Source organism: Amycolatopsis aidingensis, from assembly GCF_018885265.1.
Lineage (GTDB): Bacteria > Actinomycetota > Actinomycetes > Mycobacteriales > Pseudonocardiaceae > Amycolatopsis > Amycolatopsis aidingensis.
Window position 1 is genome coordinate 1,794,036 of the sequence record NZ_CP076538.1, and the last position, 22,139, is coordinate 1,816,174.

Genomic DNA, 22,139 nt, shown 5'->3' on the forward strand with positions numbered 1-22,139 from the left:
GGATCAGCCCTCCGAAGGCTGGGTCGGGGCCTGGCCCTGGCCGGGGCTGCCGCCCATGTCCTCCGGGGTCGCTCCCTCGGAGCCCTGGTAGTCCATCGGCTTGGCGTCCGGGCCCGGCGGCTCGGGGTTGAACGGCGGCGGGTTGTCGGGGTCGAACTGCCCCGGCCCGAGCGCGTCGCAGGAGGCGCCGATCTCCGGGTAGGTGTTCTGGTTCAGCCGCAGCGCGGTGATGAACTGCTCGATCCGCTCGTCGTCGACGCTGTCCAGCTTCAGCTGGTGCCCCCAGGACTGCAGGGAGATCGGCTGGTCGAGCCCGGGATAGGGGGACATCATCATGTACGGCTTGCCCTCGACCCGCAGCTCGAGCTTGTCCAGGTCCTCGCCGGTGACCTGGTCCGGGTTGTAGGCGATCCACACCGCGCCGTGCTCCAGCGAGTGCACCATGTTCTCGGTGCGCACCGCCTCCGGATACACGATCCCGGTGCAGGCGGCCCAGAAGCCGTCATGCGGACCGCCGAAGGGCGGGCTCTGATCGTACGCCACCCGCTCGGTCGGCAGGATGTGCCTGCTGCCCTCGTACTGCTCGACCTTGATTCCGGGAATCTCGGTGGAGGGGTCCGGGTTCTGCGCGGAGGGGGTGAAGGCCTCCGCCGCCTCCTCCCGGTCGGCCTGCGCCCGCTTGTCCGCGGACTCCACCCAGTAGTACGCGAACACGCTGCCCGCCAGCAGGACGATCGCGATCACCGCGATGATCGTTCCCCACGGGGTGTGCTTCTTCGCGACCACCGAACCACGGGCCGCCTTGACGGGCTGCTTCTTCGCGTTGCCCTTCTTCTTGCCGCTTGACATGACTCCCGCGTTTCGTCGTGTGGGGACCTTGTATCAGTTTAAGGGCCGGGTGTCGGATCGCTGTCAATCAGTCATCGATGACCAGGCACGCCCGGGCGGTCGGCGCCCTGACCCCGGAACATAGAATCCCGGAGTGACTCCCGCCGCCCTCGCTGACCTGGTCCGGACATCCGCCGTGACGGTACTGGCCGCACGTGGTCTCGACCACACCGTGCTGCCGGAAACCGTGACGATCGAACGTCCGCGCAATCCCGAGCACGGAGACTACGCGACCAACCTGGCGTTGCAGGTAGCGAAGAAAGTAGGACTCGCCCCGCGCGAGCTCGCCGAGGCGCTGGCGGCGGAGCTCGCCGGTGCCGAGGGCGTGGCGGGCGCCGAGGTCGCGGGTCCCGGCTTCCTGAACCTGCGGCTGGCCGCCGACGCCCAGGGCGAGCTCGTGCGCCAGGTGCTCGCCGCGGGCCGGCGTTACGGCACCGGGGACGCGCTGGCCGGCCGGAAGGTCAACCTGGAGTTCGTCTCGGCGAACCCGACCGGGCCGGTGCACCTCGGCGGGACCCGCTGGGCCGCGGTCGGCGACGCCCTCGGGCGTGTCCTTGCCGCCCAGGGGGCCGAGGTGACCAGGGAGTATTACTTCAACGACGCCGGAGCGCAGATCGACCGGTTCGTCGACTCACTGATCGCCGCCGCCAAGGGCGAGCCCGCGCCGGAGGACGGCTATGCGGGCACCTACATCAGCGATATCGCCGCCGAAGTCATCCGCGCGGAGCCGAGCGCGCTCTCGCTGCCCGAGGACGAGCGGCACGAGGTGTTCCGCCGCCTCGGCATCGAGCAGATGTTCGACGAGATCAAGAAGAGCCTGCACGAGTTCGGCACCGACTTCGACGTGTTCTTCCAGGAGGACTCGCTGCACGCCTCCGGGGCGGTGGAGCGGGAGGTCGAGCAGCTCAAGGAGTCCGGCAGCCTCTACCTCGCCGACGGCGCCTGGTGGCTGCGCAGCACCGAGCACGGGGACGACAAGGACCGGGTGGTCATCAAGACCGACGGGGTTCCGGCCTATATCGCCGGTGATATCGCCTACCTGCGGAACAAGCGCGACCGCGGTTTCGACCTGTGCATCTACATGCTGGGCGCGGACCACCACGGCTACATCGCCCGGCTGAAGGCCGCCGCGGCCGCGATCGGGGACGACCCGGACGTGGTCGAGGTCCTGATCGGGCAGATGGTGAACCTGGTCAGCGACGGCAAGCCGGTGCGGATGAGCAAACGCGCCGGCACCGTGATCACCATCGAGGACCTGGTCGAGGCCGTCGGGGTGGACGCCGCGCGCTACGAGCTGACCCGCTACTCGGTGGACTCCACCCTGGACGTCGACCTCGACCTGCTGCGCAAGCACACCAACGAGAACCCGGTGTTCTACGTGCAGTACGCGCATGCCCGGCTTGCCTCACTGCAGCGCAACGCCGCCGAACTCGGGCTGTCATCCGCCGCGGACGCGGACGTCAGCCTGCTCACCCACCCGCGGGAGGGTGACCTCATCCGCACGATCGGGGAGTTCCCCACCGTGCTGCGCAGGGCGGCCGAGCTGCGTGAACCGCACCGGGTCGCCCGCTACCTCGAAGCGCTCGCGTCGGCATACCACAAGTTCTACGACGTGGCGCGCGTCCTGCCACAGGGCGACGAGGAGGCAACCCCGCTGACCTACGCCCGGCTCACGCTGTGCGAAGCCGCGAGGCAGGTGCTGGCCAACGGCCTCGCGCTGCTCGGCGTCTCGGCCCCGGAACGGATGTAACCAGATGTGCGCTCACCCCGCGGGGCCTCGGCATGCCGAGGTGTTCCCGCACGCCGACCGGGCCGGTTTCCCGCCGTCCTCCGCGGACGAGCTGGACCGGCTGTATCCCAAGGTATGGCCCCGTAACGCCTTCCGCGCCCCGGACGGGGTGGTGCGGATCGCGGGCGTCGACGTCCGCGAGCTGGCGACCACCTACGGGACGCCGCTCTTCGTGGTGGACGAGGCCGACTTCAAGTCGCGTTGTGCCGAGTACGCCGAGGCCTTCGACGATCCGAGCCTGGTGCACTACGCGGCCAAGGCCTTCCTCTCCACCGAAGTGGCGAAGTGGATCAAGGGCCAGGGTCTGAGCCTGGATGTGTGCAGCGGCGGAGAGCTGGCGATCGCCCAGCGGGCCGAGTTCCCGGCGGAGCGGATCACCTTCCACGGCAACAACAAGTCCGTCGCGGAGCTGGAGACGGCGATCGAGAGCGGGGTGGGCACGGTGGTGCTCGACTCCTTCTTCGAGATCGCGAGGCTGGCCGATGTCGCCGCGCGGCACGGCATTGTGCAACCGGTGCTGATCAGGGTGACCGTGGGGGTGGAGGCGCACACCCACGAGTTCATCGCCACCGCGCACGAGGACCAGAAGTTCGGCTTCTCGCTGGCCGCGGGGGACGCGGCCGAGGCCGTGCGCAGGGTGCTGAACGCGCCATCGCTGCGGCTGATCGGGCTACACAGCCACATCGGCTCGCAGATCTTCGACCCGGACGGCTTCGAGGTGGCCGCCCGCAGGGTGATCGGGCTGATCGCCGAGCTCGGCAAGGAACACGGCAACGAGCTGGTCGAACAGCTGTCCCTTGTGGACCTCGGCGGTGGGTTCGGGATCGCCTACACCGAGCGGGACAACCCGCCACCGCCCGCGCAGATGGTCACCCAGATCAGGGAGATCGTGCGCAAGGAGTGCGAGTTCGCCGGGCTCCCGGTGCCCAGGATCGCGGGTGAGCCGGGGCGGGCCATCGCCGGACCCGGCACGGTGACGCTGTACGAGATCGGCACCGTCAAGGACGTCGCACTCGGCGACGACCAGTTCCGCCGGTACGTCAGCGTGGACGGCGGGATGAGCGACAACCTGCGGACCGCGCTGTACGACGCGGCCTACGACTGCAGGGTGGTCTCCCGCTCCTCCGGCGAAGGGCAACCGGAGCAGGCTTCCGCCGTGCTGTCCCGCGTGGTGGGAAAACACTGTGAATCCGGCGACATCGTGGTCCGCGACTGCTGGCTTCCGGACACCCTGGCACCCGGCGACCTGCTCGCCGTTGCGGCCACCGGGGCGTACTGCTACTCGATGGCCAGCAACTACAACCGGCAGCCGCGGCCGGCGGTGGTCGCCGTGCGTAACGGTGGCGCCCGCCTGCTGCTGCGCCGGGAGACCAACGAGGATCTGCTGCGCCTGGAGGTTTCGTGAGCACCCACGGCACCGAAGCACCGCGTCCCATCCGGGTCGCCCTGCTCGGCTGCGGCACGGTCGGCGGGGAGGTCGTCCGCCTGCTCACCGAGCAGGGCGACGAACTCGCCGCGCGGATCGGCGCTCCGATCGAGCTCGCCGGGATCGCGGTACGGAGGCCGGACAAGCACCCCGAGCTGCCGCCGCAGCTGCTCACCGCCGACCCCGCGAAGCTCATCGAGTCCGATGTGGACGTCGTCGTCGAGCTGATCGGTGGGATCGAGCCGGTGCGCGACTGGCTGCTTTCCGCGCTGCACAAGGGAAAGTCCGTGGTCACCGCGAACAAGGCGTTGCTGGCGGAATGCTCGGGCGAGCTTTCCGAGGCCGCCGACTCCGCCGGTGCGGACCTGTACTTCGAGGCGGCCGTCGCGGGGGCGATCCCGCTGCTGCGCCCGCTGCGGGAATCCCTCGCCGGTGACCGGATCACCAGGGTCATGGGGATCGTCAACGGCACCACCAACTACATCCTGTCCGCAATGGACTCCACCGGCGCCGGCTATGCCGAGACCCTGGACGAGGCGAGCAGGCTCGGCTACGCGGAGGCCGATCCGACCGCGGATGTGGACGGCTACGACGCCGCGTCCAAGGCCGCGATCCTCGCCTCGCTGGCCTTCCACAGCAGGGTCACCGTCGCCGACGTGCACCGCGAGGGCATCGCCGGGGTGAGTGCCTCGGACATCATCGCCGCGCAGAAGATCGGGCGCACGGTCAAGCTGCTGGCGATCTGCGAGCGGGTCACCGCCGAGGACGGGAGCGAGTCGGTCTCCGCGCGGGTACACCCGGTGATGATCCCGCGCACGCACCAGCTCGCCGGGGTCGGCGGGGCGTTCAACGCGGTGTACGTGGAGGCCGATGCGGCGGGCGAGCTGATGTTCTACGGCCAGGGCGCCGGTGGCGCGCCGACGGCCAGCGCCGTGCTCGGCGACCTGGTCGCGGTGGCCCGCAACCGCGTGCTCGCCGGGCGGGGCCCGCGCGAGTCGGCGCATGCGGCGCTCCCGGTCCGGCCGATGGGGCAGACCCCGACCCGGTACCACATCAGCCTGGACGTCGCCGATCGCGCCGGGGTGCTGGCCCAGGTGGCGCAGGTGTTCGCCGTGCACGACGTCAGCATCGCCGCGGTACGGCAGCGGGACCGGCTCTCCACCGCGAGCCTGGTCATCGTGACCCACTCGGCACCTGACTTCGCGCTTCAGTCTACTGTGGACGAGATCAGCAGGCTGGACGTCGTGCGTGAGGTGGTCAGCGTGATGCGGGTGGAGGGCGAGGACTCGTGACCGACCGCAAGGCCGGCTGGCCGGGCATCATCGCGGCCTACGCCGAGCGGGTCCCGATCCCGGACGGCGCGAAGGTCGTCACCCTCGGCGAGGGCAACACGCCGCTGCTGCGCGCGGGCCACCTTTCCGGGGTCACCGGGTGCGAGGTGTACCTGAAGGTCGAGGGCGCCAACCCCACCGGTTCGTTCAAGGACAGGGGGATGACCGTCGCGATCACCCACGCGCTGGCCAGCGGGCTGCAGGCGGTGATCTGCGCGTCCACAGGCAACACCTCGGCCTCGGCTTCGGCCTATGCCGCGCGCGCCGGGCTGGCCAGTGCGGTACTGGTGCCGCAGGGCAAGATCGCGCTGGGGAAGATGGCGCAGGCGGTGCTGCACGGCGCGCGCATCCTGCAGGTCGACGGCAACTTCGACGACTGCCTGGAGCTGGCCCGCAAGACCGCGGCCGACTACCCGGTGACGCTGGTCAACTCGGTGAACCCGGTGCGCCTGATCGGGCAGAAGACGGCGGCCTGGGAAATCTGTGACGTGCTCGGGCGGGCCCCGGACATCCACTGCCTTCCGGTCGGCAACGCAGGGAACATCACCGCCTACTGGGCGGGCTACGCCGAGTACGCCGCGGACGGCATGGTCGAGACCACCCCGCGGATGTTCGGTTTCCAGGCGGCGGGCGCGGCTCCGCTGGTGCACGGCGAGCCGGTGTCCACCCCGGAGACCGTGGCCACCGCGATCCGGGTTGGCAGCCCGGCGTCCTGGGAGCCCGCGGTACGGGCACGCAACGCCAGCGGCGGCCTGTTCGCGGCGGTGACCGACGAGGACATTCTCGCGGCCTACCGGCTGCTGGCCGCCCGCGAGGGGGTGTTCGTGGAGCCCGCCTCCGCGACCAGTGTGGCCGGCCTGCTGGCCACCGCGGCCGATGGCAGGCTGCCGACCGGATCCACCGTGGTCTGCACGGTGACCGGGCACGGCCTCAAGGACCCCGGCACCGCGCTGGAGGGCAATGTGGAGGTGGAACCGCTGGCGGTGGACCCGCGCGCCGTGGCGGCCGCGCTGGAGCTCTCATGAGCGATCCTGGGTTCCGGATCACCGTCCCGGCCTCCAGCGCCAACCTCGGGCCGGGTTTCGACACCTTCGGCCTTGCGCTCGGCCTGCATGACGTGGTCGAGGTGCAGGCAACCGGGTCCGGCCTCGAGGTGGAGGTCGCCGACGCCGGCGCGGGCGATGTGGCCGCGGTGCCGACCGACGAGCGGCATCTCGTGGTGCGCGCCCTGCGCCGGACCTGCGCGCTGCTCGGCGTCGAGGTCCCCGGCCTGCGGCTACGCTGCCACAACGCCATCCCGCATGCCCGCGGCCTCGGTTCCTCCGCGGCGGCCGTGGTCGCCGGGATCGCCGCCGGGTTCGCGCTGGCGGGCAAGGAACCCGGCGGGGAGCAGGACACGGTGCTGAAGCTCGCGGCCGAGTTCGAGGGACATGCCGACAACGCGGCGGCCAGCCTGCTCGGCGGGCTGGTGCTCGCCTGGTGCGAGGGGGAGCGGTTCCGCGCCCGGCGGCTGGATCCGCATCCGGGGGTGCGGCCGGTGCTGGCTGTGCCCGCGCAGCGTTCCGCCACCGACGAGACACGCGGGCTGCTGCCCGCCGAGGTCCCGCATGCCGACGCCGCGTTCACCGCGGGCAGGGCCGCGTTGCTGGTGCATGCCATGACCGCGGCGCCCGAGCTGCTGCTGCCCGCCACCGAGGACCGGTTGCACCAGGGCTACCGGGCCCCCGCCTATCCCACTACCGCCCGGCTGATCGACACGCTGCGTGAGCACGGTATCGCCGCCACGGTGTCCGGCGCGGGGCCCTCGGTGCTGGCCCTCACCGCCGACGGAATAATTCCCCCTACCGTGGACGTTAGCAGTTTCGTGCTGACCGAGTTAGCGGTCGACCTGGTCGGAGTGCGGGTTGTCGCCGCATGACACGCGCGGCGCCAACTGGGGGGTGGTTGTTGCACCACGTCGCAGGGCCGTCTACCCTCGGGGGCGTTCGTTCACCGTGCGCATTCCGCACCCGATGCCGATGCCGGGAACAACTCCCGGATCGCATCTTCCGTCCAGCCGGTAGTCCCTTGGCACGGGGCCGGTGCTGACGTAGGCGGGTCTCGGTCTCTGCGGTGACCGATTTCACGGGTTCCGCCTGGAGCCCGTACCTCCCGTGCTGGCGGCTTCGCCGCTGTGACTGGCACGTCTCAGCCTGGGCTCGCCCGCACCGGGAACAAAAGGCCGTTTCGCAATTCGGACGCGGGCGGCAGTCCGCTGACTCACCATGGAGGCGTGGGTCGGTAAGGAAGGACTTGTGTGAGCAACACCGATCTTTTGAGCGGCGAAGTGGACCCCCAGACGGCAGCCCAGAACGAGAAGGCAGACACCGAGGGCTCCGGGGAGCAGGCGCCGCAGGCGAACGGCACTGCCACGCCGAAGCGCCGTCCCGGTGGACTCTCCGGTATGGTCATCGCTGACCTGCGGAAACTCGCCACCGAGCTGGGCGTGGGGGACACGACCGGCATGCGCAAGGGGGATCTGATCGCCGCGATTCGCGAGCGGCAAGGCAAGAGCAAGCGCCGCACCGGAGGGGACACCCTGCCACTCGACGGCATCAGTGCCGACGAGTCGGAGCAGCCGAACGCCGAGCAGACCAAGGCGGACGCGAAGGCCGAGACCAAGGCCGGCAGCGCCGACGACAAGGTCGAAAGGAAACCCGACGCCGGGACCGAGACCAAGGCCGAAGCGAAGGCCAAGGCCGAGCCGAAGGCGCGCCCCGAGCAGGGCGACACGGCTCCGGCCGAGGCGGGCGGCACGGCAGGGGAGGCCACCAAGGCCACCAAGCAGGCCCAGCAGCCCGCGAAGCAGGCCGAGCAGGGCGGTCCGGCCGACCAGGCCCCTTCCGGCGGCCAGCAGGGCGAGGAAGGCGGCCGTTCGCGGCGGCGCCGGGGTGGATCCGGCCGTTCGGGCGGTAGCGGCGACTCCGGTGGCGGCCAGGACGGCGGCGACCAGCGAGGTGACCAGCGAGGTGACCAGCGCGGCGAGCAACGGGGCGACCAGCGCAAGCAGAACGATCGCCAGAACAACAACCAGCGCAACCAGGGCCAGCAGGGCAACCGTGGTGGTCAGGACGAGGACGATGACGAGCGGGGCGGCCGCAGGGGCCGCCGGTTCCGGGACCGTCGGCGCCGGGGCGGCCGCGGCGAGGGCAGCGGCAGCCCGGACACCGAGATCCGTGAGGACGACGTCCTGCTGCCCGTCGCGGGGATCCTCGACGTGCTGGAGAACTACGCCTTCGTCCGCACCTCGGGCTACCTCGCCGGGCCGAACGACGTGTACGTCTCGCTCTCCCTGGTGCGCAAGTACGGCCTGCGCCGCGGGGACGCGATCACCGGGGTGGTGCGCCAGCCGCGGGAGGGCGAGCAACAGCGGCAGAAGTTCAACCCGCTGGTGCGGGTGGACAGCATCAACGGCCTGGAGCCGGATCAGGCGAAGAAGCGTCCCGAGTTCACCAAGCTGACCCCGCTGTACCCGAACGAGCGGCTGCGGCTGGAGACCACGTCGAACAAGCTGACCACCAGGGTCATCGACCTGGTGATGCCGGTCGGCAAGGGGCAGCGCGCGCTGATCTTCTCGCCGCCGAAGGCCGGTAAGACGACGATCCTGCAGGACATCGCCAACGCGGTCACCACGAACTACCCGGAATGCCATCTGATGGTCGTGCTCGTGGACGAGCGGCCGGAAGAGGTCACCGACATGGAACGGTCGGTGAACGGCGAGGTGATCGCGGCCACCTTCGACCGGCCGCCCTCGGACCACACCACGCTGGCCGAGCTCGCCATCGAGCGGGCCAAGCGGCTGGTGGAGATGGACTACGACGTGGTCGTGCTGCTGGACTCGGTGACCAGGCTCGGCCGCGCCTACAACCTGGCGGCCCCGGCATCCGGCCGGATCCTCTCCGGTGGTGTGGACTCCACCGCGCTGTACCCGCCGAAGCGGTTCCTCGGCGCGGCCCGCAACATCGAGAACGGCGGCTCGCTGACCATCTTCGCCACCGCGCTGGTGGAGACCGGTTCCACCGGTGACTCGGTGATCTTCGAGGAGTTCAAGGGCACCGGTAACGCCGAGCTGAAGCTGGACCGCAAGATCGCCGACAAGCGGACCTTCCCCGCGGTGGACGTGAACCCGTCCAGCACCCGCAAGGAGGAGCTGCTGCTGTCGCCGGACGAGCTCGCGGTGCACAACAAGCTCCGCCGGGTGCTGCACGCGCTGGACTCGCAGCAGGCCATCGACCTGCTGCTGGACCGGCTGCGCAAGACGAAGACCAACATCGAGTTCCTGATGCAGGTCTCCAAGACGGCGCCGGGCCAGGACGAGGACTGACCTGACCCGGTGAAGGCCACCATCGCGGCACTTCACGCCGTGATGGTGGCCTTCACGACGCCGGGACGGCAGGGTGCCCCATCGGCGTATGGGTGACCGGCCCGGCAGACACGCCGCGTATACCCCGGCCCGAGTGCGTTACCGGCGCCAGAGGGTGGCGTACTTCTTGCCGTACTTCTCGTCCGTTTCGCTGGCCAGTAGTTCTTCGGCCGTCGACCGGATGCTCTCGTCCTGTGTGGCGTCATAGACGGTACGCATGCTCTGCAGGATGTCGTAGCGGATCAGCGACCAGTTCTTCTCGGTGCGGCATTCGCCGAATCGCCTGGCCATCCCGTCGCGACATGGACTGTCGGTGATCTCGATGATCGTGCTGTAATGCCGCCATGGAACCAGCCCTACGGCAGACTGTTGACGATCTCCGCACCACGTCTTCGTCCGTGGCCGGTTCTCAGGCCGATCGGCCGAGGAAGGCCAGAAACCGGGTCTGCTGGTCGGCGTCCGGTGGCGGGGCCAGCCTGGGACCGAAGGTGCTCGGCGTGCGGGTGATGATCAAACGGGCAAGGGAGAACGACGGTGCGACGAGATCGGGCTCCAGGCGTACGTCCATGCCGAGCGCGGAGCCGATATCCCAGGTGTGTACCAGGGTGTCGAGGGTCAACAACGCCAGGGTGTCCGTGAGCTTCGTGTCGGGGCGCCCGGACGCGAACCTCGGTGGGGCGGGCCGGTCGAGTATCTCGTCGGTGAGGAGGTCGGCGGCTGCTTTGCGGGTCGCGCGCCACGCGGCCAGCGGGTCGTCGCCTGCGAGTTCGCCGGGATTCTCGGATCCCGGTGGGCCGGTTCGTTCCGTGTACTCCTGGCCCTTCGCGTGATGGTGCAGAACTTCCTGCCCCCAGATGACGTGACCCACCACGTCGCGTACCGTCCAGAGTTCGCACGCCGAGGCCGCGTTCCATTGTTGCGGTGGGACAGCGGCGAGTACCGCGTCGAAGGTGTCCTGTGTCCGCCGGTAGCGATCCAGGATTTCGTTGGTTTCCATTATTCTCCCGTGGTACTGCTTACAAGTTCAACGCCGCGCTGATGGACTTCGTCAGTTGTTCGGGGCCAGGAACCAATTCCTTGTCGAGCGCAAGGGCATACGGGATGACAGTGCCATCCGGCCTGCAGACACGCTTCGGCGGTGCTAGCAGATCGAACTCTTCGGCCGCCGTCGCGATGATCTCCGCTCCCAGCCCGCACATACGGTTCGAGTCATCGATCACGACGAGGCGCCCGGTCTTGTTGACCGACTTGCGGAGGCAGTCCCAATCGAAGGGATAAACCGTTCTCGGATCAACAACCTCGAGGTCGACCCGATCGCTGAGGCTTTCGGCGACCTCGAGCGCCGTACCGACGTGCTGTCCCACCGCCACTATCGTCAGGTCGCCGCCCTCTCGCAGGACGTTCGCCTCCCCCAGCGGCACGATCTCCTCTTCTCCCGAGTCGGGCACATCCGTCGACCCCAGCAACGAGGAAGGGGCGAACATGGCGACCGGGTCGGGATCACGGATCGCCGAACGCAACAGTCCATACGCGTCCGCAGGCCTACCCGGAACCACCGTCTTGATCCCCGCATGTGCAAGCAGGCTGTAGGGGTTGTCCGAGTGTTGGCCCGCCCACCCGAATCTCGAACCCGACCCCGAGACGAGATACGTGACAGGTACCTGAATCTGCCCACCGGTCATCAACGAGAACTTATGGGCCTGGTTCACTATCTGCTCGAAAACCAGGTAGATCAGCGAGGATATCTGGAATTCGATCACGGGCCTCTTGCCCGCCATCGCGGCACCGGTCCCGAAACTGGTGAAACCTTGTTCGGACAAGGGCGTGTCCAGCACTCGCTCGGGGCCGAACTTGGGCATCAACCCCGAGGTGACCCCACTCGCTCCGACCCGTACGTCCTCGCCGAGCAGGAACACGTCGTCGTCCGCCGCCATCTCGGCGTGCAAAGCGCGATTCAGCGCATGGGTATAGCCGAGGTCCGGCGGAGGAGATGGCAGTTCACTCACAGGACCACCCCCGGCCGGACCGCGGCCGTTCCCGAGTACAGATACATCAGTGCGTCCTTCGGCTCAGGCGATGCGGCGTTCTTCGCGAACTCAACCGCCTCATCGATCTCGTTCTTGACAGCTGCATCGATCTCGGCGACGGCGTCATCGCCCAGCCGCTCGCCCAACGACACGATCGGATCCCGCTTGCGCCAAGTGGCCACCTCGTCGGGATCGCGGAACTCGACACCTAGTTGCTCGAGTACGGAGTGGTGACCGAAGAACCGGTAGGTCAGGCATTCCAGGAACGCCGGGCCCGCACCATCGCGACACCGTTCGATCAGTTCCCCGGCCACGCCTGCCACCGACTCGACGTCCATGCCGTCGACCGTGCGTGCGACCATCCCGAAGCCCTCGGCGCGCCGCGCGGCGTTACCCGCGAGTCCCGAGTCACACCTGAGGCTCGTCGCGTACATGTTGTTCTCGCAAACGAACAGTACCGGCAGGGACCAAATCGCGGCCAGGTTGAATGCTTCCAGCAGGACGCCCTGGCTCATCGCTCCGTCGCCGAAGAAACTGACGACGACCTCCGAGTTTCCGCGGGCCTTGGCGGTCCAGGCGGCGCCGGCGGCTATTGCCCCGCCTGCTCCGACGATCCCGTTGGCGCCCAGGATACCTAGCCGCATGTCCGCGGCATGCATCGATCCGCCACGACCTTTGTTGAAACCTTCAAGGGTGCCGAGAAGTTCGGCGAGCAAACGGCGGGATTCCGCCCCCTTTGCCAGCACATGCCCGTGCCCCCGATGAGTGCTGGTGATGAAATCCCGCTCCGTCAGGTTCGAGCATACACCTACGGCCACGGCTTCCTGCCCGATGTAAGGATGCATACCGCCGACGATCTCACCGGCGATCGCCATCTCCAGGCATCGCTCCTCGAACTCTCGGATCAGTTTCATGGACCGGTACAGGGCCAGCTGATGTTCACGAGTCATTGTTGCAACAGCCCTTCGTGTTCTAGGCCGGGACGGGGGAGACCGAACTATTTCACTCATCAAAGGGGCCGCCGATCACATGGCTTGCGACGGGGACCGGACAAGCATTCTGTCGACGTAGCGAAGTAGCGCGCTGTCGTCCGGGCTCGGAACGACGATCGAGGCGAATTCATCACCTGACGAGCCGTTGTCGGAGGTGTCCGGAGTGGAGTCGAACAGCAGTTTCAGGATGGCGTGTTCCTCGGGCGAGTGGGTCTCGAGCATTGAGAGCCACTCGGATACCGGCCGGATGTCGATCACCGTACCGGTGCTCCGCAGGAGGCCCAGCAGGTGCGTGAGACGTACCGGTCGCTGACTCGCCAGCACGAACCGGCTGCCGTCCTGCGGCTGCTCCACGCCGAGCCGGGCGAGCAGACCGGCTGTCTCGTCCACCGCGATCCAGGGTTCCTCCAGCTCGGTGTCCGGTGCGGCGCCGAGTTCGAGAATGAGCCGCAGCACCCGCAACATGATGTCCCGTGTGTTTCCCTGTCCGGTGCGCGAATCGCCGACGATCCGGGGCAGCCGGTAGACCGCTGCCGGTATTCCGTGCTCATGTGCGGCGACGACCAACTGCTCGGCATGCGCCTTGGTCTCCGCGTACCCGCTGCGGCCACCACTTTCGTCGGCGGCGGAAATGGTTGACACGAACTGTAACTGCTTGAGCCGGGTCGTGGCCGCCAGCCGGATCAGTTCACGGGTGCCACCCACGTTGGCTTCCTCGAGCTGTTCGTAGCTGGCGAGCGCATCGACCCGAGCGCCGTTGTGGCAGATGAGGTCGACTTCGTCGGCCAGCCGGCCGAAAGTCTCGGTGGTGAGCCCGAGCCCGGGAGTTGCGAGATCACCGGGAACGACCACGATCCGCTCGTGGTCGATGTCGTGCCACAGGCCGTAGCGGTCGAGATTCTCGCGCAGCCGATGCCATCCCGCGTGTTCGTCCGCCGCCCGAACGAGGCAGTGCACACGCCCGCTGGTCCGTGTCAGCAGCTCGCGGACAAGGTATGCCCCGACGAAGCCAGTGGCTCCGGTGAGCAGGACGTCGGAGAGTCCGCCGGCTCCGCGGGGCGGCAGCGGCTCCGGGAGGATGTTGCGCAGCACGGGCTGGGGATCGAAGGAGCGGATGTGGGTCGTGCTTGTCCGCCGCTCCCCGCTGATCTCCTCGGCCAGCTTGGCGATCGTGGGCCGTTGGAACAGCGTCCGCAACGGCAGGTTCAGGCGGAACTTCTCCTGGATCCGGACGACGAGTTGTGCGGCCTTCAGAGAGTGCCCGCCGAGGTCGAAGAAGTTTTCGTCCCTGCCGACAGCGTCGAGATCGAGAACTCCGGCCCAGATCTCGGCCAACGTTTCCTCGGTCGGGTTCTGTGGCCGGACGAACGTCGCGGCCGTGTCCGATCGGCTGCCGCCGGGTTCGGGAAGTGCCCTGGAGTCCAGTTTTCCGTTGTTGGTCAGCGGTAGCTCGGGGAGTGACACGAACGCCGCGGGCACCATGTACTCCGGCAGTTCGTTTCGCAGGCGGGCACGCAGAGTGTTCTCGTCGAGAACGCCGTTCCCCGATGCCTTGAGATAGGCGACGAGCCTCCTCTGGCCGGGGGTGTCCTCGCGGGCGATGACGGCGGCCTGCGCGATGTCCGGATGGGCCTGCAGTACGGCTTCGACCTCCCGAGGCTCGATGCGGTAGCCGCGGATCTTGACCTGGTCGTCGGCCCGTCCGAGGTACTCGATATCGCCGTTGGCATTGTGGCGGACGATATCTCCGGTCCGGTAGAGCCGGTCGCTGGTGGTGTCGTACGGGTTGGTGACGAACTGCTCCGCGGTCAGTTCCGGTTGCCCCCGATAGCCTCGTGCGACACCGGGTCCGGCCACGTGGAGTTCTCCCGGCACCCCGGTCGGCGCCAGCCGGCCGTGCTCGTCGAGAACATACACGCGGGTGTTGCCGATCGGGCGGCCGATGGGGATGCCGTTGGCGTCGGCGGGAAGAGGAGTGGCGACGGGGTGGCAGGTGGCGAACGTAGTGCATTCGGTCGGGCCGTAGCCGTTGACGACCTGGATGCCGGGCAGTGCGGTGACGGCGCGGCGAACATGGGCGACGGACAGCGCTTCGCCGCCGACGAGCAGATGGCGCAGCCCGGCCAGCGCCGTGGTGTCCTCGTCGACGATGTGATTGAACAACGACGAGGTAAGCCAGAGCGTGCTGATCCGGTGGCGGGTGATCGCGTCGGCGAGTGGCCGGGCGGTGAGGACCCGCTCGGTCGAAATGACGCACCTGGCACCGGTGAGCAGGGCTCCCCAGATTTCGAAGGTGGCGGCGTCGAAGGAGATCGCCGATGCGTGCAGGAGAACCTCGCCGGGGCCGAGGATACCTTCCGGTAGCCCGGTGACGAGGCGGATGATCGCGCGGTGTTCGATTTCGACGCCTTTGGGGCGTCCGGTCGAACCGGACGTGTAGATGACATAGGCCAGGTCCCGCGGCCCCACTCCGGAGTCGAGCGCGGTCGCTGGTTCCTCGTCGATGGTGGGATCGCCGATCAGGTCGGTGGTGACCACCAGTTCGGCTTCGCTGTCGGTGAGCAGGAGCTGCCTGCGTTCCTCGGGGTACTCCGGATCGATCGGCAGGTACGCGGCGCCGGTTTTGACAATGGCGAGCAACGCGGTGATCTGGCCGATGGAACGTGGCAGGCACACTCCGACGAGCGTCTCGGGTCCGGCGCCCAGGGTTCGCAACCGGTGCGCGAGCTGGTTCGATCGGCTGTCGAGCTCGGCGTAGGTCAGCGACTCCCCGTCGCAGGTCAGGGCGGTCGCGTCAGGTCGGTGGTGGACCTGTTCGGCGAACAGCGCGGGCACGGTCGCCGGTGCCGGCAACGTTGTGCCGGTGTCGTTCCAGGTTTCCACCAGCCGCCGGGTTTCGGATTCGCTCATCATCGACAGGGCGGACAGTGGCCGCTCCGGGTCGGCCCCGGCCGAGGTGAGTAGCTGTTGGAAGTGTTGGATGAACCGTTCGATCGTGACGCGGTCGAACAGGTCGGCGTTGTAGTCGACCCGCGCCTCCAGCACGCCGTCTCGGTCCGCCAGGTGGCATTCGAGATCGAACGGTTTCGCGTCCGTGCTGGCGGGCAACACGGTCGACAACGGCGTGTGCACCAACTGGAGCGCGACTTGAGTGAGGGGGTGGCGGCTGAAGTCTCGTTGCGGCACCAGTTCTTCGACGAGGCGTTCGAAGGGCACGTCCTGGTGCGCGTATGCGCCGAGCGTGGTCTCGCGTGCGCGACCCAGCAGTTCGCCGAAGGTGGGATCTCCGGAAAGGTCGGTACGCAGCACCAGCGTGTTGTCGTCGAAACCGGTCGGCCGTTCGGTGCCGGTTTCTCCGGGTGGGGGTGCTCCGACCGTCACGTCGGTGGTGCGTGCGTAGCGGGACAGTACGAGGCTGAAGCTCGCCAGTAGTGTCATGAACAGGGTGACGCCGTGGCGGCTACTCAGATCCCGTAGCTGCTTGGCAACACCGGAGTCCACCACGAAGGAGATCGAGTCGCCGCGGTAGGACGCCACCGGCGGACGGGCGCGATCCGTCGGTAGTTCCAGTGCCGCGGGCGCATCGTCGAGTTGTTTTCGCCAGTAGTCGAGTGGTCCGCGGAGTGCTCCGAAGATCGGCTCGTCTGGGTTCTCCAGCCCCTGTTCGAGGAGCCGGACGAACCGGCTGACGAGCCGCCCGACGGTGGAGCGGTGGAACAGACTGGAGCGGAACGTCAGTGTGCCGTACAGCTTGCCGTCCTGCAGGTGTGTGACGAGTTCCAGGTCGAACCGGGTGTTCACGCCCGCCCACGGCACCGGGGAGATCTCGCCTTCGTCGAGCGTGGCCAGTTCCCCGTTGTGCACGACAACGGCATCGAAGATCGCGTTGCGCCCCAGCTCCCTTTCGTGCTGGACCTCGGCGACCACCTGGTCGAACGGTGCCTGCTGATGGGCGTATGCCTCGGTCATCTTGGTGCGTGTCAGCTTGATCAGCTCGCGGAACGACGTCGACGGGGTGATGTGGCTACGCAACACCACTGTGTTCACGAAAAAGCCGAGGACATCGGCGAACCGCCGGTCGTCGCGGCCGGCCAGCACCGTTCCGATCGTCACGTCCTCTTGTCCGGAATGGAGGGACAAAAGCGCCTGGAACACCGCAGCGACGGCACTGGAGAGCGCGCACCGCTGGCGCAGGGCGAACGCGGAAAAAGTCTTGGTGAGTTCGGCGGGTAGTTCGAAGTAGACGTGATCGCTGGCGAATCCGGGATCAGTCGATCGCGGCCGGTCCGTTGGCAGCCGTAGTGGTTCGAACCCGTCGAGCTCCTTCCGCCAGTACGCGATGTGTTCCGCGGTGGCCTCGTCGTCGGTGCCGGAGCGCTGCCATGCGACGAAGTCCTCGTATGTCACGTCGATCGGCTCGGGTGTCGGCGACCGGTAGAGGCTGATGACGTCCTCGGTCACGATCTGGAGGGAGCGACCGTCGATGATGATGTGGTGAAACACCATGCACAGCACGGCCGATCCGTCCGAGCACTCGACGACCATGGCACGCACGGGCGGCGCGGCGGCGAGGTCGAACGGTTCGGCGGCCAGCTCCCCCGCGTGCGCCTGCCACTCGTTCCCGCCCGTACCGGCGGTCCTTCGTGTTACCGGAATGCGGAAGTCCGCCAGCGGTGTCGCGACCGGCATACCCGACTCGTCCACGTCGAACGTCCAGCGGAGCACCGGGTGACGTTCGACGAGCGCGTCGAACGCTCGCTGGAGTGCCTCGAAATCGACGCCCTCGTGAAACCGCAGCACGATCGGAATGTTGTACGCACCGCTGGTCCGGTCGAGCTGCTGCATGAGCCACAAACGCTCCTGCCCGAGCGACAACCTCATTGGGTTCTCCTTCATCAGACGCACACCGGGCGCATCATGGTCGTCGAGTGGCGAGGACATCGCGGTCTCCGCTGCGAGCGGGTCCCGACGCCATCGCGGATTCGATCAGGACTTGTTCGTCGACCTTTCCGTTGCGGGTGAGCGGGAGTTCGTCGACTACGACCCACAGGGCAGGTAACGCGTAACTCGGCAGCAGATGCGACAGAAACGTGCGCAATGACCGTGGTTCCGCATCGGCGCCTTGGCGTGGGACGACGGCCGCTACCAGCTGGGGACTTCGGTCCGCATGCCGAGCGACGACGACCACAGCGTCGCGGATATCGGGATGACGAGCGAGGGCGGTGCTGATCTCCTCGGGTTCGATGCGGTGCCCGTCGAGTTTGACCTGCTTGTCCGCACGGCCCAGGAATGTCAAGTTGCCGTACGGGTCAAGCCGGACCAGGTCGCCGGTGCGGTACAGGCGCTCGTTGATATCCGGGGAGAATCGGCCGAACCGGCCATTTGTCTCGGTCTCGTCGTTGAGATAACCATCAGCTAAGCCTGATCCGGCCGCGTACAGCTCACCGACCGCGCCAGGCGGAACGAGACGGGCGTTGCGGTCGAGAACGAAAACTTTGGTGCCTGCGATCGGCCTGCCGATGGGTAGCGGCCCGTCGATCTCCGTGCTGTCACGCACAGTGTGCGTAGTCGTGAAGGTGGTGTTCTCGGTGGGTCCGTATCCGTTCGTGATCATCAACCCGGGATGCGACTCGAGCATGCGCGCCGCGCACTCGTGGGATACGACTTCGCCGCCGCTGACGAGCCAGCGGAGTCCGCTGAGCGCCTGCGGCCGAGAGGTGGCAATCAGCCGGAACAGGCTGGCCGTCAGCCAGGCGACCGAGATCTTCCGCTCGGTGAGGAACATCTGGATTTTTCCGACCGAAGGAAGTTTCCCTGGAAAAACCTCCAGCGTCGCGCCGTTGAGCAAGGCCACCCAGATCTCGTACGTCGACGCGTCGAAGGCCAGCGGCGCCATGCGCAGAACGCGGTCACCGGGGCGCATCTGGAGTTCGGGAGTAAGCGAGAGTCGCGTGACTGCCTGATGCGGGACGACAACGCCCTTCGGTTCGCCAGTGGATCCGGAGGTGAACGCGATGTATGCCGTGCGGTGTGGATCCCGGGAGCCAGGTGTTCGGCTTGGCGGCTCGGGGTCGGTGCCGGCGTGCTGTCCGGGGTGCCATGAGTCGACGCGGGTGAGTTCGCGCAGGGCGGGATGGTCGATCGTGGCGGTGTCGGTGACCGCGACCGCGGGCGCCAGCTTGCCGACGATCCTCCTCAGCCGGCCTTCCGGTGCGTCATCGTCGAATCCCGCGTATGCGGCGCCGAGGCGGATGATCGCGAGCAGCGCCACTATCTCGCCGACAGACCTCCGGGTGGCGACGAGCACCGTGTCACAGGGCAGGACCCCGGCGCGCCGTAGTACGTCGGCGTAGTGATCGGCGACATGCAGGAGCTGCTCGTAGGTCAGCTCGACGCTCGCGTCCCGGACCGCGACCTCCTGTGGGCGGCGCCGCACCTGGTCCAGGAACAGGGTTTCCATGTCGACCGCGGGCACGTCGGCGCCGACCAGCGCATCGAGGATCCGGCGGCGCTCCGGCGCGATGCAACGCACGTCCTGGAGAGAACCGTCGAGGGACGCCATCTCGTTCACCGCGGCGGCGACGTCGGCGATGAACCCGTGCGCGGCGTAGGGTACCTCGGCGATGAAGCGGACCTGCCCGGACCGGAGATCAGCGTGCCCGGAAGTGATCACGAGGTCCACAGGTCCGTCATCGGCGACCCGGGTCGTGTGAACCGTCCGCAGGAGGTCATCGATGGGCGCTTGGTCGTCGATCTGAAGCCGGATCACCCTCCCGGCGACCGCGATCGCGGCTTCGCTCACCGCTGTCCACCGGTACAGGGTCACGGCGAACGCAGCCACCACCAGCGCTGCGTGGTCCCGTCCGGAGGACCCGGCCGCAAGTTCGGCCGTCAGATCGTAAGGAGCGGCTCGCGCGTCAGGCATCGGCCTTGTTTTCCCCTGCGCGCCGGCGATCCAGTCGCACATGAAGGTGATCAGGCTGGCGGAAGATGTGGCCTCGCTCCCGCAGCCGCCAGAAGCCCTGCCGGATGCCGTCGAGCGAGCCGCTGCGCCGGACGCCGCCGAACCGGAGCGACAACCGTTCGAACAGCGTGTCGAACTCCGCCAGGGCCAGTTGGATGCCCAGGCAGGTGTGCGGGCCGGAGGAAAAAGCCAGCAATCGCTGGTCTGGCCGCCCCGGACGCCAAGTATCCGGATCGGCGAATGCCCGCTCGTCGCGACTGGCGCTACCCAGCGACAGCAGAAGCGTGGACCGGCGCGGTACATGCACGCCGTGCAGGTTCAGGTCGGTTCGCGCATACCTGAGGATGGTGTGGCTCGGCGGTTCCCACCGCAGCGTTTCGCGAACGACGTGGTCCCGGTATTCGGAGTCCGCCAACGCCGACAATTCGACGTTGTGCGCCAAGGTGGCATACATGATCTTGCCGATGGTGGCGACACTCGTCTCGGTTCCGGCCAGCAGAAACAGCGTGGCCGTTCCGAGCAACGACTCGTCGAGCGGTTCCCCCGGCGGGAAGGCGAGATCGAGGAACGGCATCCGGTCGCCCTCCCGGCGATGGGCAAGCCTGTCCTTCAGATAGTCGATCAGCTCTGCTTTGGCCGTGAGCGCCGTGTCCAACGAGGTTGCCGGAAACTCGATCGCGCCTGCCAGTGGAAGAACCCGGGGGCGCAGCCAGGCCGCGTCTTCCGGGGGCAAACCGAACAGCCGGGTGACCATCGCATAGGGCACCCCGACCGCGACCCGCTCCATGAATTCGATCTCGACCTCGTCCATGGACCCCATCTCATCCTCGATCGAGTCGAGAACCTGGTCCACCGCGGGAATGAGTATTTCGGTGCGCAGCCGCTTCACCGAGCCACCCGCGAACAGTGGCATGAATATTTTCCGCAGCTCGCGATGACGCGGCCCGTCGGCGTCCAGCAACGTTGGGCCGAACAACCGGCGACTGCTGCGCATCGGAAACCCGCTGACGACCTCCCGGTCCGCCAGCAGGGAAACCACGTCTTCGTGCCTCGTGACCAGAAAAGCATTGAACGCCTCCGACCAGTGCACGGGATCCGCCCGTCGGAGTTCCTTGTAGATAGGCCAAGGGTCGGCGAGAAACTCGTCAGAGCTGAAGTCCAAACTCACCGCTGCGGAGCTCATTTGTTGCCTCCATTATCCATTTCAGTTCGGCGCTTCATCTGACGATCGGCCTCTTCCGAAGTGAGCTTCATGGACTCTGCGGTACCGTCGAATCCGCCGAAGAGGCCGGGCACGATCTCGTCGGCGATCGCCGTCAGTTGATCGAGCGTCGCTTTGTGTGATACCCACTTGGGAACGAAGAAATTCAACGACACCGGGTCGCCAATACGATCCAGGAGGTCGCGAATCATCCGAGTGCATGTAGCGGTGTCTCCGATAATGAATGCCCCCGAGTCGACAAGACTCTCCAACGTCTTGCGATGAGCGGTCGGAGAGTCCGGAATGGGCATGCCCAGAACACTCCGGTACAAACCGCGTCGCAGCGCGGAAAATCCAGTCAGAAGCTCATCGATGCCGGTGGTGGCGGAGTCGGAGACATGGACGAAAATGTTGCACCGGATCCGCGTCGAACCCCCGGCTTTGTTTCGGTAGGTTTCGATGCGTTCGATCAGTGAGCCGACCGGGTCTTTGTCCATCCCAGGCCGAATGGAGCCCCAAGGCGGTACCACGTGAGCGGTCGGAGTCGTCGCGGTGTCGGTCAGGAGCTCGATCCCGGGATCGCTCAGCGATGACGCGACCACGGTCTCGATGGAACCCCTCAGCGGCCGGAGCTGAAGTACGGCCTTCTTCGCGGTGAACCACGGTGTCGTGGTGTCGACCGTATCGCCGTTGAGCAGCGCTTGCACGACCTCCAACGCCGCTCGGAAGTGGGCGCGGACGGTGTCCGGATCCACCCCGATCATTTCCATGTCGTGAACGTATGTCCCTGTTCCACAGCCCAGAATCGTTCGACCTGCCGTGAGGTGGTCGAGCATCACCATCCGTTCCGCAACATGAAGAGGATGATGATAGGGAAGCGGTATCACGCCGGTAGCAAATCGAATACGGCGCGTTTCACGGGCCAACGCTGCGATGAGCAGCTCAGGAGAGCTGAGTGTGCTCCAACCGCTGGAGTGGTGCTCACCCAGCCATATCTCGTCGAAACCCAGATCATCAGCCAGTCCACACAGTTCGATATCGTGCTTCAGCGCCGCATGAGGGCTGACCGAAGGGTCGTGGAATGGGGGCAAGAAGCAACCAAATGCCGTTGAATGCATG

15 protein-coding genes are annotated in these 22,139 nt (G+C 67.4%); 6 read left to right on the plus strand and 9 right to left on the minus strand.

What is annotated here, in order from left to right:
• Positions 1 to 3 precede the first annotated feature (3 nt).
• Entirely contained in the window at positions 4 to 849 is an 846-nt protein-coding gene (locus KOI47_RS08530) for a DUF3105 domain-containing protein (RefSeq protein WP_216215445.1), read from the minus strand.
• A 133-nt stretch (positions 850 to 982) separates the two neighbouring features.
• Between KOI47_RS08530 and argS the strand changes: the two genes are divergently transcribed.
• The 6 genes from argS (at position 983) to rho (ending at position 9,797) form a co-directional block, all read left to right on the plus strand.
• Positions 983 to 2,638: an arginine--tRNA ligase gene (gene argS, locus KOI47_RS08535; protein WP_216215446.1), complete on the plus strand. Its 1,656-nt coding sequence runs from the start codon at positions 983 to 985 to the stop codon at positions 2,636 to 2,638.
• Between the two features lie 4 nt (positions 2,639 to 2,642).
• Positions 2,643 to 4,082, plus strand: a complete 1,440-nt coding sequence (gene lysA, locus KOI47_RS08540) for a diaminopimelate decarboxylase (RefSeq protein ID WP_216215447.1) — start codon at positions 2,643 to 2,645, stop codon at positions 4,080 to 4,082.
• Positions 4,079 to 5,395: a homoserine dehydrogenase gene (locus tag KOI47_RS08545; RefSeq protein ID WP_216215448.1), complete on the plus strand. Its 1,317-nt coding sequence runs from the start codon at positions 4,079 to 4,081 to the stop codon at positions 5,393 to 5,395. The genes lysA and KOI47_RS08545 overlap by 4 nt, the downstream gene beginning before the upstream one ends.
• The gene (gene thrC / locus KOI47_RS08550) at positions 5,392 to 6,459 is read left to right on the plus strand and encodes a threonine synthase (protein WP_216215449.1); all 1,068 of its coding nucleotides are present in this window, start codon (positions 5,392 to 5,394) and stop codon (positions 6,457 to 6,459) included. The genes KOI47_RS08545 and thrC overlap by 4 nt, the downstream gene beginning before the upstream one ends.
• The gene (gene thrB, locus KOI47_RS08555) at positions 6,456 to 7,352 is read left to right on the plus strand and encodes a homoserine kinase (RefSeq protein WP_216215450.1); all 897 of its coding nucleotides are present in this window, start codon (positions 6,456 to 6,458) and stop codon (positions 7,350 to 7,352) included. Before thrC ends, thrB begins: the two co-directional genes overlap by 4 nt.
• Before the next feature lie 378 nt (positions 7,353 to 7,730).
• Complete coding sequence (gene rho / locus KOI47_RS08560; protein WP_216215451.1) at positions 7,731 to 9,797, plus strand: transcription termination factor Rho; 2,067 nt, start codon at positions 7,731 to 7,733, stop codon at positions 9,795 to 9,797.
• A 138-nt stretch (positions 9,798 to 9,935) separates the two neighbouring features.
• On the opposite strand, the gene KOI47_RS08565 is transcribed toward rho, so the two are convergent.
• The 8 genes from KOI47_RS08565 to KOI47_RS08600 all read right to left on the minus strand — a co-directional run bounded on the left by KOI47_RS08565 (position 9,936) and on the right by KOI47_RS08600 (position 22,138).
• Positions 9,936 to 10,127, minus strand: coding sequence for a hypothetical protein (locus tag KOI47_RS08565; protein ID WP_216215452.1), 192 nt, complete (start codon positions 10,125 to 10,127; stop codon positions 9,936 to 9,938).
• Positions 10,128 to 10,245: 118 nt separating this feature from the next.
• A complete protein-coding gene (locus KOI47_RS08570) occupies positions 10,246 to 10,833 on the minus strand; it encodes a TIGR03086 family metal-binding protein (protein ID WP_216215453.1) in 588 nt (195 codons plus the stop codon).
• 19 nt (positions 10,834 to 10,852) lie between these two features.
• Positions 10,853 to 11,842: an alpha-ketoacid dehydrogenase subunit beta gene (locus KOI47_RS08575; RefSeq protein WP_216215454.1), complete on the minus strand. Its 990-nt coding sequence runs from the start codon at positions 11,840 to 11,842 to the stop codon at positions 10,853 to 10,855.
• Entirely contained in the window at positions 11,839 to 12,813 is a 975-nt protein-coding gene (locus KOI47_RS08580; RefSeq protein WP_216215455.1) for a thiamine pyrophosphate-dependent dehydrogenase E1 component subunit alpha, read from the minus strand. The genes KOI47_RS08575 and KOI47_RS08580 overlap by 4 nt, the downstream gene beginning before the upstream one ends.
• 75 nt (positions 12,814 to 12,888) lie before the next feature.
• Complete coding sequence (locus KOI47_RS08585; RefSeq protein WP_216215456.1) at positions 12,889 to 17,736, minus strand: non-ribosomal peptide synthetase; 4,848 nt, start codon at positions 17,734 to 17,736, stop codon at positions 12,889 to 12,891.
• Positions 17,737 to 17,770: 34 nt separating this feature from the next.
• The gene (locus KOI47_RS08590; RefSeq protein WP_216215457.1) at positions 17,771 to 19,822 is read right to left on the minus strand and encodes an amino acid adenylation domain-containing protein; all 2,052 of its coding nucleotides are present in this window, start codon (positions 19,820 to 19,822) and stop codon (positions 17,771 to 17,773) included.
• Positions 19,773 to 21,002: a cytochrome P450 gene (locus tag KOI47_RS08595; protein ID WP_216215458.1), complete on the minus strand. Its 1,230-nt coding sequence runs from the start codon at positions 21,000 to 21,002 to the stop codon at positions 19,773 to 19,775. Before KOI47_RS08595 ends, KOI47_RS08590 begins: the two co-directional genes overlap by 50 nt.
• On the minus strand, positions 20,999 to 22,138 hold the full coding sequence (locus tag KOI47_RS08600) for an LLM class flavin-dependent oxidoreductase (RefSeq protein WP_216215459.1): 1,140 nt from the start codon (positions 22,136 to 22,138) through the stop codon (positions 20,999 to 21,001). The genes KOI47_RS08595 and KOI47_RS08600 overlap by 4 nt, the downstream gene beginning before the upstream one ends.
• Position 22,139: the final 1 nt, after the last annotated feature.